Below are 11,687 nucleotides of genomic sequence, written 5' to 3'. Positions count from 1 at the left end.
TAAAAAAGTGTGAAGACATCTTTCTTATGTTCTATACAGTTTATTAAGCAGTTAAATCTTTTATCGGAATAGAAATTTCTATTGCATGGGGTAAGTGGATGATGGAGATGTCTTCTTTATGGTATTTTTCTTTTGGGATACGTTTTAGAAAATAAGCAAGAATTTCATTGGCTTCCGTTTTTCGAATGGAGCGTTTTTTGTTTACAATCAAAATTTCTGAATGGGTTTCAGCCTCACTGTAAGTGACCGTTGTATTGCCAGCAGAATAGACCTTCACAAAATACGCATCAGTATTTTCTAATTGTTTATTGACTAAACGTTTATAACTATTTGTTACATTGACTAATTTCATTGAATCACCTCAATTTCCTTTTGATTTTTTTTTCGATAACAACATAAAATACGCAAAGTTAATATTTTATATTAGTCTTATAATTATATTATAATTTTTTTTGGCCAAATTACAAAGAACTTTGCTTGGAAAAATGACACTTGTTCTTTTTTGTTTAAAAAAAAGAATAAATAAAATTAGCAAGTTTGTGAAATAAAGTGAAAGAGGTTAAGCTATCCATATTTATTTGATTTTAGAAGATAGGCTTGAGCAAAAATGTTAGGCTCTATTTGTCTATCTTTTAAAACCGAATAAACGATATAAGGCAATCAGAAATTCGATAATTTGTTCAAAGTTATTCATTTTATCAACCAAAACATAATTGCTTATCTCTATGCGATTATGTTTTGGTTGTACAAAAATAGTGACTAAAATAAACAAACCTTGAGAATACAATACCTACTTATTACCTCAACTTTGAAAAGTAGCAAGTAGGTATCATTTAGTATTAAAAAAGAGAGGTTTTCTTGTTATACTCTGAAATTTAGTCTTCTATCGTGTCTATTTCAGATACTTTTTCAGTTAGTTCCGTATTTTCACTAGAGATAATAATCTTTTTATCTTTATCTAAGGTAGCAAACAATTGATGTTCTTGAGGATGATCTAAATAAAATTCAGCAATCCCATCTTCAATTTGTTCTTGAATTGTTCGACGTAAAGGTCTAGCGCCCATAGTAGGATCATATCCTAAATCAACTAATTTTTCTTTTACTTCATCAGAAACGGTAATGACTAAATGTTGGTAAGCTAGTTGTTGATTTACTTCAGCTAACATCAATGTAACAATCTTCATCAAATCTTTTTTACTTAGGGATTTGAATTCAACGATTCCATCAAAACGATTTAGGAATTCAGGGGTAAAGAAATTATTTAACTGCCCTAAAACAGATCGTGTTATCCCTTCTCTAGCAGCGCCAAAACCAACGTTGGCTTCAATCTTACTAGTTCCAGCGTTACTTGTCATAATAATGATGGTGTCTTTAAAGCTGACTGTTCGACCTTGAGCATCTGTTAAGCGGCCATCATCAAGAATTTGTAAGAACATATGCAGCACGTCTGGATGTGCTTTTTCGATTTCATCCAATAAAATTAAGCTGTAAGGATTTCTTCTAACTTTTTCTGTTAGTTGACCCGCTTCATCGTAGCCAACATAACCTGGCGGTGACCCAATTAGTTTAGCCACACTATGTTTTTCCATGTACTCACTCATATCAAAGCGAATCATTGCTTCTTGAGAGCCAAATAGTTCTTGCGCAAGTTGTTTAGCTAATTCCGTTTTGCCGACTCCAGTTGGTCCAACAAATAAGAAGGAACCAATTGGTCGATTTTGTTTACCTAAGCCAATTCTGTTGCGACGAATTGCTTTTGAAACTTTATCTACAGCATCTTTTTGACCAATCACATGTTCATTTAAATCATGAGCTAAGTTCTTCAATTGTGTTTGTTCTTTTTCTTTCAAATCACCAACTGGGATACCTGTTTTTTGTTCAACGATTTGTTCAATATCTTTTTCAGAAATCACAGGTGTTTGCTCATCAGTGATTTGTTTTTCTTTCATCACTTGCAATTTATTGATTTGATCACGGTAATAAGCTGCTTTTTCAAAATCCTCTTCGGATGAAGCCGTTTGTTTTTGTTGTTCTGCATCAATTAATTTTTGTTCAATGATTTTTGGATCAACGACTTGAATCGTTAGATTCATTTTAGAACCAGATTCATCTAAGAGGTCAATTGCTTTATCGGGTAAAAAGCGATCTTGGATATAGCGATTAGAAAGCGTTGCTGCAGCCTTAATCGCTTCATCAGTATATTTTACATGATGGAAATCTTCATAACGGTTTTGCAATCCTTTTAAAATAGCAATCGTTTCTGGAACAGAAGGCTCATCCACTCGGACAGGTTGCATGCGTCGTTCTAAGGCAGCATCTTTTTCAATCACTCGATATTCATTTAGGGTTGTAGCACCAACCATCTGTAATTCACCACGAGCTAAAGCAGGTTTTAATATATTTCCTGCATCCATATTACCGTCACCAGCAGAACCTGCACCAACGATTTCATGGACTTCATCAATAAACAAGATAATATTTTCTGCATTTTTAACTTCTTCAATCAGCTTTTGCATCCGTTCTTCAAACTGACCACGAATACCAGTTCCTTGAACAAGAGACACAACATCTAAGCGAATCACTTCCTTATCTAATAATTTTTGAGGCACATCACCATTGACAATTTTTTGTGCTAAACCTTCGACGACGGCTGTTTTACCGACACCGGGTTCACCAATTAGAACAGGATTGTTTTTTGTTCGACGATTTAAGATTTCAATCACTCGTTTGATTTCTTCATCGCGGCCGATTACAGGATCGACATCTCCATTACGAGCGGCTTCGGTGATATTAATTCCATATTCATCCAACAAACCATTTCCTTGATTATTGCGGGGAGGTTGTCCGCCGTTAATACCATTCGAACCACCAAATTGAGTTGGAGGAACTTGATTATATGGATTTTCTTGCTGTTGCATTTGACGAGATAAAGAACGGTATAAATCATCTAAACTTCCAAAACCAAAAGGATCTTGTTGCGACATTGTTGGTTGTGTATTATTTGCTTGCGCTTTTAACTTTTGATAGCAACTTTGACAATAATCTAATTGTTTTCTTTGACCATTTACAGTTGCGTACAAATGAATAGTAGCATTATTTTGTTGACAATTTTGACACATCATATAATAGAACACGTCCTTTCAAAATATAAGACTGAGTTGTAAGGAAAAAGGGGCAAGAAAAAAAGTTGACCATCTTTGACCTTTGAAATAATTATATCATGTTTAAACGAAGAATCAAGTAATTGAACTTCAAATTACTTCGTACTATTTGAAAGTTTAAAAGTTAGAATTGTTGTTTTTTTAGGTAATCATTATGAAATAAGAGAAATTTGATGATTTAGCAATACTTGAGAATGTTTGGTGATTGGGTAAAAAAGTTAATTTTTTTTGATTAATGACTATCGAATCATATCAACTGTGAAGAAGTTCAATTGTTTTCGGATAGATTTTTGGAAAAGGGAAAGGATTTAGACATTCTTCTTTTTTTGTCATACAATTACATTGAAAAACAAACATTATTTAGAAAGTAGTGATAGAAATGAGTGAAAATTCTTTTGAAGAAAAAGTTGAAGCTTTAAGGAACGGTTCGATTGATGAAATTGTTGTAGAATCGAATGAATTTTTAGCTTTTCGCGAAGTTTGGAAAGAATTGTCAGATCGGGTAAATATAGTTGGCGAAGCTGGTTTAAATGGACGAATTATTTATCGTTATCTTAAAACAGAAGAATAATCAAATAAAAAAATACTAAAACGGTTGTATCTAGGCTTAAAAAATGGTAATCTTAACAGTTGAAAGGGTCTTTTTTGCTCTATTTTTGTGAATTACAGAAAAAAAGAAAACCCTAACATAAAAAAATATTTACTTACGAAGGAGACCGATTTATATGGAAAAGAAAGATTTTCACGTTGTAGCAGAAACAGGTATTCACGCTCGTCCAGCTACATTATTGGTACAAACTGCAAGCAAATTTAACTCTGATATTAACTTAGAGTACAAAGGGAAATCTGTTAACCTTAAATCAATTATGGGCGTTATGTCTCTAGGCGTTGGCCAAGGTTCTGATGTGACAATCACTGTAGAAGGCGCTGACGAAGCGGATGCTATCGCTGCAATCGTTGAAACGATGCAAAAAGAAGGATTGTCAGAATAATGTCAGAGATGCTAAAAGGAATTGCCGCAAGTGATGGTGTTGCTATCGCGAAGGCTTACCTGCTAGTTCAACCTGATTTGTCGTTTAGCAAAACAACAGTAGAGGATGTGGCAGCTGAGGAAAGTCGTCTTGACGAAGCTCTTGCAAAATCAACTACTGAGTTGCAAGCAATCAGAGAAAAAGCAGCACAAAGTCTTGGTGAAGAAGAAGCTCAAGTATTTGATGCCCATTTGATGGTCCTAGCTGACCCTGAAATGATTGGTCAAATCAAACAAGCGATCCAAGATAACAAAGTCAATGCAGAATCTGCACTGAAAGATGTAACAGATATGTATATCGGTATGTTTGAAGCTATGGATGATAATGCCTACATGCAAGAACGTGCTGCAGATATCCGTGATGTTGCTAAGCGTATTATGGCTCACTTGTTAGGAGTAACTTTACCAAACCCATCAATGATTAACGAAGAAGTGATTGTTGTTGCTCACGATTTAACACCGAGTGATACTGCTCAATTAGACCGTACTTATGTAAAAGCATTTGTAACGGACATTGGCGGACGTACTTCTCATTCAGCAATTATGGCTCGTTCTTTAGAAATACCTGCGATTGTAGGAACAATGGAAATTACTTCCAAAGTTAAAGCGGGCGATATTTTAGCTGTAAATGGTATTGATGGTGAAGTTATTTTAGCTCCTACAGATGCTGAAAAAGCTGATTTTGAAGCTAAAGGAAATGCTTATGCGGATCTTAAAGCTGAGTGGGAAAAACTTAAACATGCGAAAACAGAAACTGCTGATGGAAAACATTTTGAATTAGCAGCAAATATCGGAACACCAAAAGATTTAGTAGGTGTGCGTGATAATGGCGCGGAAGCAGTTGGATTGTATCGTACAGAATTCTTGTACATGGATTCTCCTGATTTCCCTACTGAAGATGATCAATATACTGCATATAAAGCAGTTCTTGAAGGAATGGAAGGTAAACCAGTTGTTGTTCGTACAATGGACATCGGTGGAGACAAGGAATTACCTTACCTTCAATTACCTCATGAAATGAACCCATTCTTAGGGTATCGTGCATTACGTATTAGTTTATCAGAACGTGGCGATGAAATGTTCCGTACACAAATGCGTGCGTTATTACGTGCTTCTGTTCATGGAAACTTACGTATCATGTTCCCAATGGTTGCTACTTTGAAAGAATTCAGAGCAGCGAAACAAATTTTTGAAGAAGAAAAAGCAAAATTAGTTGCTGAAGGAACAGCAGTTTCTGATACGATTCAAGTTGGTATCATGATTGAAATTCCAGCAGCAGCAGTGATTGCTGATAAATTTGCTAAAGAAGTAGACTTCTTCAGTATTGGAACAAATGATTTGATTCAATACACAATGGCAGCAGATCGTATGAATGAGCGCGTTTCTTACCTTTACCAACCATACAATCCTTCAATTTTACGTTTAATCAAAAATGTAATCGATGCATCTCATGCTGAAGGTAAATGGACTGGTATGTGTGGAGAAATGGGTGGAGATCAAATGGCTGTACCGCTACTAGTTGGTATGGGCTTAGATGAATTCTCTATGAGTGCGACTTCAATTTTACGAACTCGTAGCTTAATGAAACGTTTGGATACTAAAAAAATGGCTGAACTTGCAGATCGCGCCTTAAATGATTGCGATACAATGGAAGAAGTTATTGAATTAGTTGAAGAATTTACAAAATAATAATAATTAAAAGCGTCAGCTGTTTAGAATATATTCTGAATGGCGGGCGCTTTTTTTAGTGGAATCATTGACTAATTTTTAAAGTGAAAAGTAATACAAACTGAAAGATATTGATTGTTTTTTTACGCTCTCTATCTTTATTTTTTTGTTATTTTAATCTAGATTAAAACCATTATTGCTTTTACTTCTATAAATTGTTACAATCAATTATGCATTATAAACAAATGGTTAAACAATTAGAAAATGAAAAGACACTAGCTCTTGTTTACTTGTTGATTTGACAGCAGTTCTTATTTTTTCTGTGTATAAGAGTAACTGTTAGCTTGATGGAGAAAAATAGTTTAGTTTCTTCTTTTTAATGATTTTAGTTTTAAAAAAATAGTTTGTCCAAATAGGACAAATACTTTCTGGTTTTAAATATTATTTTGATTGTTAATGTTTGTTATAAATGGTTATTTTTTACTTATTAATTTTAATGTAAAAGGATGGTGTATTTTGGAAGAACAAATATATGAAGTTACTTCTGAAGAAGTTCAACAATTTAAAAAACGAGGTTATTCTGACGATTTATTACCCAAAACAAAAGAAAAACGCAATATGAAAACAGCTAATTATTTTACTTTGTGGATGGGTTCTGTTCACAATATCCCTAATTATGCTGCAGTAGGCGGTTTTTTATTTTTAGGATTGTCACCGATTAATATTATAGTTGCTATTATTATTAGTTCGATTGTTGTATCACTTTTCATGAGTGTCAATGGACTGGCGGGTTCAAAGTATGGAATTCCATTTGCGATTCATTTTACGGTCAATTTATGGCAATGTTGGTGCAAAACTACCAGGATTTCTTAGAGGGTGTATAGCTGCTATTGCTTGGTTTGGGTTACAAACCTATACTGGTTCTATTGCATTATTAATATTAATTGGTAAAATTTGGCCTGAATTTTTAACAATTGGTGGCTCTACGTCTATTTTAGGACTTTCAGTGCCAGGTTTTATCACATTTACCCTATTTTGGTTGCTGAATGTTTTGATAGGCATAGGCGGCGGAGCTATTTTAAATAGGTTTACGGCTATTTTAAGTCCGTTGATTTATTTGATTTTCGGTGGCATGATGGTTTGGGCTTTGTCTAAAAGTGGTGGAATCGGGAATATCTTGTCTTATCAGGTTGAGGCAACTCGTAGTGTTCATCCTTTATTTGTTTATTTTATTATTATAAATTCTGTCCTTTCTGTTTGGGCTGCTCCTGGGTCTAGTGTTTCAGATTTTACTCAAAACGCGGTTTCTTCAAAAGCTCAAATGATTGGTCAATCTGCAAGTTTGATTACTTCATATCTGATTTTTGCCTTTTCTAGTGTAACGATTTTGATTGGTGGTTCTATTTATTATGGAGCACCAGAATGGGATGTTTTGAATATTGTGAATAAGTGGGATAGTTTGCCAGCAGTTGTTTTGGCGACAGGTGTCCTGTTATTAACAACAATCTCTACGAATGCTACGGGTAATATTGTTCCAGCTGCTTATCAGTTGTGCGCGCTATTTCCTAAAAAAATCGATTATAAAAAAGGGGTGCTGATTGCTGCTGTCATTAGTTTTATGATTATGCCTTGGAAATTGATGGAAAATCAAGAAAGTATTTTTATTTTCTTAAATTTGATTGGAGCTATTTTAGGACCAGTTGCTGGCGTTATGATTGCCCATTACTTTTTCATTGCCAAACAAAAAATAAATTTAGATGCTTTATATATGAATCTTAATGGCAATAACAGTAGAAATCAGTATTATGGTATTAATTGGCAAGCATACATTGCGACATTGATTGGTTTTATCTGCTCATTAAGTGGTAAATTTGCAACAGATGTTTCTTGGCTAGTTGGTTTTTCCTTTGCTTTGAGTAGTTACTTAGTAATAAAGAAAATCAAGCGAAAGAAACAACTGAAGCAATGATATGGAATTATTTTTATTAGGACAGAAGCATTTTGAATATTAGCTTCTGTCCCAATGGTTACATCCAACGTAATATTATTGTATAGATAGTCAATCACTATCGATTGACTTAACTTCAAGTGAATGTGATAAATACATAAAAATTTTGGGTGAATTAAATAAAGTTTATCTTATCTAGTGAGTTAAAAATTGCTATTCTATTGATTATACGTCAAAATTTTTACAGCATATCTTGTTTAGCGTATTATAACTATTATTTTTCAAAGGGATTAATTTACCGATTTTTGTAGTAATATTTTTTTAAAGTGAAAGGAACTGAGTAAAAAATTGGATTCAAATAAAATAAAGAAACAAGTCTACTGGAAACAAATTGTCTTCATTCTTACGTTAGGTTGGATTGTTATCTGGCTAAATCGAACGCTTTTAACACCAATTTATCCAATCATTAGTCAATTTTTTGGTGGAGTATCGGATACAAAATTAGGAAATATTTCTAGTTTTTATTTTTTGGGCTATGTAATTATGCAAATTCCATCTGGGATTTTAGTTGACCGTTTTGGTAAGAAAAAAATTATGATACCGGGTTTTTTTTGTTTCGGATTAGGGACGATACTTACCGGAATCGCTACAACGTTACCAGTTATGTATATAGCTAGTTTGATTTCTGGAATTGGAAGTGGAACGTATTATGGGGTTGCCTATTCATTTACGTCTGAGTATGTTCCTGCTGAGCAAAAAAGTTTAGCCACAGCAATCGTTAATAGTGGGACCGCAATTGGGAGTGGGTTAGGATTGGTTTCGGCTAGTTACTTAGTTGGTTCTGGAATCTTACCTTGGCAATACTTGTACTTTGTTACAGCTATTCTAATTGTAGTAATGATTTTAGTTTTTTTCCGTTTTGTTAAGCCTGAAAAAAAGCAAGTGATTATGGAAGAACCAGATAGTGGCAAATTGACACAAGACAATTCGTTTAAAAGTCTATTCAAACCACAAATGATTGCTGCCTATATTTTGTATTTTGCCACACTGTATACGTATTATTTGATTAATACATGGCTGCCCAATTTTTTAGAAACAGAACGTGGCTTTGAAGGAGTTATGATTGGCTTTGCCTCTTCATTGGTTTTCTTTACAGCGATACCAGGAGCCTTGATTTTTAGTCGAATGGCAGATAAATACCCAGAGAAAAAAATTCAATTAATTGTTTTATTGGAATTATTAGCCGCGGTTTCTTTATTATTTACTATCAATGTTCATAATCAAAATTTAGTGATTTTTGGTATCATGGCGCATGGCTTTTTAGGAAAGTTAGCGGTTGAACCAATCATTATTTCTTGGTTAGGACAATTTGCCCCTAAGAAAAATGTTGCTACAATGTTCGGTGTATTCAATTTTTGTGGGATGGCTTCTTCAGCAATTGTTCCTTCTTTAACAGGCTATATTTCTGATTTGAGTGGTGGAACTAAAATCTATGCATTTGATCTAGCAATTTTTATTTTATTGCTTGGAACATTTGTTTTTTATGTGATAAATAAACAAATTGCTAAAAAGGTAGATAAAACAGTGTTTTCTAGCCATCATTGATTTGATACTTGCAAGAAAATGAAAGAATTTATGAAATTTTCAATTGTTTCGTTGAGAAAGTTATGGACCCCATTTTACGAAGTTCAATTTTCGTATATGTTTGATTAATCCGGTTTTTTAGTTATTATGTTATTATAAACAGAAGCACAATAACTGTTAGGAGGTTCGTTTAAAAATGAAAAATACTAAAATTTTTACAATGGAATTTTCTTCAATTTATCCATTATACATTAAAAAGGCGGAACGAAAAAATAGAACAAAAACGGAAGTAGATGAAATTATTAGTTGGTTAACAGGTTATAATGCTGAGACATTAAAACAGCAACTAGATAAGAAAGTGACTGTGGAACGTTTTTTTGCTGAAGCTCCTCAGATGAATGAAAATGTTCTCTTGATTAAAGGGATGATTTGTGGTTATCGAGTGGAAGAAATCGACGATCCTTTGATGCAAAAAATTCGATATTTGGATAAGTTGGTTGATGAATTAGCAAAAGGGAAAAGCATGGATAAAATTTTACGAAAGAATGACTAAAGCGAATTTAGGTTATGAGTGTTAAACTCAGAGCTGTGAACCATAAACCACGAAGATTATAGTGATTTGATACCGTAGCCACAGCATTTTTGAATCTAATAATTTTGATTCAATCTTAGAGTGTGATAATGCTATAAAATAAGCAAAACTCCTAAAAATCGAAACATGATTTTTATGGTTTTGCTTATTTTTTATTAGGAAGTGTTTAAAAGGATAGAGGGACTAGAATTTGGTATAGTGAAAAAATCAAGGGAAACTAGAAATAGATTTAGAAAGGTATTTTGATTTGGAGGAGAAAAGCAGTATGTTACGACTATTTCGTTCAGATATTGCATATAACTGGGGAAAATATAACAATAAAGAATACGATGAATTGCTGAAAAAAGCGGATAATGAAGATGTTTTAGAGGTTGAAAAAAGGACTCAGGATTTATTGGACGCCGAAAAAATATTGATGGATACGCAAGGGATTACTCCGATTTATTCAATGGTGCCAACCTATTTAAGAAATCCAAAACTATCGGATGTTAAATTTCACAGTGTTGGATCAAGGTTTGAATATAAATCAATGTATTTGAACAAGTGATGAAAATTTGTACAAATACATTGAGAATCGTGAGGAGATTGGAGAAAAAAGGGCTCGAAGTTACCGCCCTTTTTTCAATCCCCACCATAAATGTTATGAAATTAGGTTTTTTATAAATCTACTAATTGTCCGATACCCATTTTTTCTGCTTGATCGAGAACTTGTTTTGTGACGGCTAAATCTTGTAAAGCGATTCCGGTTGTGTCATAGATTGTGATTTCTTCAGCTGTCCGTCGTCCTTCAATTTGTCCCAATATCACTGCACCGATTTCACCGGCAATTTCTTGTTCAGTGATTACTTGTTTTTTGATAGCTGTTTCAGTTTCTCCTACAGTGATTGCTTGGTGCAAATCATCAACAATAATTCGCGCTTTTGCAAAGAGTTGCTGATCAACTTCTTGTTTACCGCTCATATCGGCACCGACGCAACTAAAATGAGTACCTGGTTTGACCCACTTAGCTTTGATAAAGGGCGTTCTAGCAGGTGTTGCCGTTACGATAATATCACTTTTAGGCACTTTTTCAGCTAAATCAACACAAGCTTCGATTATTAATGCATCAATAGTTGATACATAGTCATCTGCAAAAGACTCAGTTTGTTTTACTAACGCTTTTAGCTTTTCTTTACATGTTTTGACAAAATTCAATTCATTTTGTGGTTCTAGCGGATCACAAATATAAAGTTGTTTTAGATTAGGCATAACAAGGAGATGACTCAATAATTGAAACAATGCTTGGTGTCCTGTACCAACCATCAATAACGTTTCAGAATCTTTCCTTGCTAACCACTTACTTCCGATTGCTCCAGCAGCACCTGTTCTCATGCCAGTGATGTATTCTGCATCCACAAGCCCAATTGGTTTGCCATTTTCAGCGTCAAATAACATCGTTGTTCCGTATAAGGCAGGTAAGTTTTTTTTAGGATTTGCACCATACCAAGAGACCAATTTTAAACCATAAATACCTAGTTCTTTCATAAAACCAGATTTGATGTCCATGTCTGCTTGACCAGGCTCGAATTCATAAAAAATCATGGGCCAAATCGTGCTAGTTTGCTCAGCTTTACTTTTATAAACGGATTCAACCGTTTGAATTGTGTCTGCTAATGATAAAACATTTTTTACCATCGTTTGATTTAACACTCTAAGAGTCGTCAT

General features: G+C 33.8%; 9 protein-coding genes and 1 pseudogene. 7 read left to right on the top strand and 3 right to left on the bottom strand.

The features are described 5' to 3' along the window. Positions 1-43: 43 nt before the first annotated feature. Positions 44-352, bottom strand: coding sequence for a DUF1827 family protein (locus ACYSNW_RS01190; protein WP_461742488.1), 309 nt, complete (start codon positions 350-352; stop codon positions 44-46). A 523-nt stretch (positions 353-875) separates the two neighbouring features. Further along, positions 876-3,122, bottom strand: a complete 2,247-nt coding sequence (locus ACYSNW_RS01185) for an ATP-dependent Clp protease ATP-binding subunit (RefSeq protein ID WP_461742487.1) — start codon at positions 3,120-3,122, stop codon at positions 876-878. Between the two features lie 418 nt (positions 3,123-3,540). On the opposite strand from ACYSNW_RS01185, the gene ACYSNW_RS01180 reads away from it, so the two are divergent. From ACYSNW_RS01180 to ACYSNW_RS01150, 7 genes and pseudogenes are all read left to right on the top strand, one after another. Next, positions 3,541-3,732, top strand: a complete 192-nt coding sequence (locus tag ACYSNW_RS01180) for a hypothetical protein (protein ID WP_461742486.1) — start codon at positions 3,541-3,543, stop codon at positions 3,730-3,732. A gap of 154 nt (positions 3,733-3,886) precedes the next feature. Continuing rightward, positions 3,887-4,153, top strand: a complete 267-nt coding sequence (locus tag ACYSNW_RS01175; RefSeq protein ID WP_461742485.1) for a phosphocarrier protein HPr — start codon at positions 3,887-3,889, stop codon at positions 4,151-4,153. After that, on the top strand, positions 4,153-5,880 hold the full coding sequence (ptsP, locus tag ACYSNW_RS01170; protein ID WP_461742483.1) for a phosphoenolpyruvate--protein phosphotransferase: 1,728 nt from the start codon (positions 4,153-4,155) through the stop codon (positions 5,878-5,880). Before ACYSNW_RS01175 ends, ptsP begins: the two co-directional genes overlap by 1 nt. 495 nt (positions 5,881-6,375) lie before the next feature. Then, positions 6,376-7,828 (top strand): annotated as a pseudogene (gene allW, locus ACYSNW_RS01165) (allantoin permease). 327 nt (positions 7,829-8,155) lie between these two features. Continuing rightward, positions 8,156-9,412: an MFS transporter gene (locus ACYSNW_RS01160; protein WP_461742482.1), complete on the top strand. Its 1,257-nt coding sequence runs from the start codon at positions 8,156-8,158 to the stop codon at positions 9,410-9,412. A 175-nt stretch (positions 9,413-9,587) separates the two neighbouring features. Next, positions 9,588-9,944: a DUF2200 domain-containing protein gene (locus ACYSNW_RS01155; RefSeq protein WP_461742481.1), complete on the top strand. Its 357-nt coding sequence runs from the start codon at positions 9,588-9,590 to the stop codon at positions 9,942-9,944. A 304-nt stretch (positions 9,945-10,248) separates the two neighbouring features. Next, entirely contained in the window at positions 10,249-10,530 is a 282-nt protein-coding gene (locus tag ACYSNW_RS01150) for a hypothetical protein (protein ID WP_461742480.1), read from the top strand. A 110-nt stretch (positions 10,531-10,640) separates the two neighbouring features. Here ACYSNW_RS01150 and ACYSNW_RS01145 read toward each other — a convergent pair whose 3' ends face one another. Beyond that, entirely contained in the window at positions 10,641-11,687 is a 1,047-nt protein-coding gene (locus ACYSNW_RS01145; protein WP_461742479.1) for an ornithine cyclodeaminase family protein, read from the bottom strand.

The sequence above is a fragment of the Enterococcus sp. LJL99 genome, from assembly GCF_054871725.1.
This window is presented reverse-complemented; position numbering and strand designations above follow the sequence as displayed.

Coding starts and splice junctions, on each gene's coding strand:
- ACYSNW_RS01175 (WP_461742485.1), top strand. CDS start 3,887: ATGGAAAAGAAAGATTTTCACGTTGTAGCAGAAACAGGTATTCACGCT.
- ACYSNW_RS01150 (WP_461742480.1), top strand. CDS start 10,249: ATGTTACGACTATTTCGTTCAGATATTGCATATAACTGGGGAAAATAT.
- ACYSNW_RS01190 (WP_461742488.1), bottom strand. CDS start 352: ATGAAATTAGTCAATGTAACAAATAGTTATAAACGTTTAGTCAATAAA.
- ACYSNW_RS01155 (WP_461742481.1), top strand. CDS start 9,588: ATGAAAAATACTAAAATTTTTACAATGGAATTTTCTTCAATTTATCCA.
- ACYSNW_RS01180 (WP_461742486.1), top strand. CDS start 3,541: ATGAGTGAAAATTCTTTTGAAGAAAAAGTTGAAGCTTTAAGGAACGGT.
- ACYSNW_RS01145 (WP_461742479.1), bottom strand. CDS start 11,687: ATGACGACTCTTAGAGTGTTAAATCAAACGATGGTAAAAAATGTTTTA.
- ACYSNW_RS01185 (WP_461742487.1), bottom strand. CDS start 3,122: ATGATGTGTCAAAATTGTCAACAAAATAATGCTACTATTCATTTGTAC.
- ptsP (WP_461742483.1), top strand. CDS start 4,153: ATGTCAGAGATGCTAAAAGGAATTGCCGCAAGTGATGGTGTTGCTATC.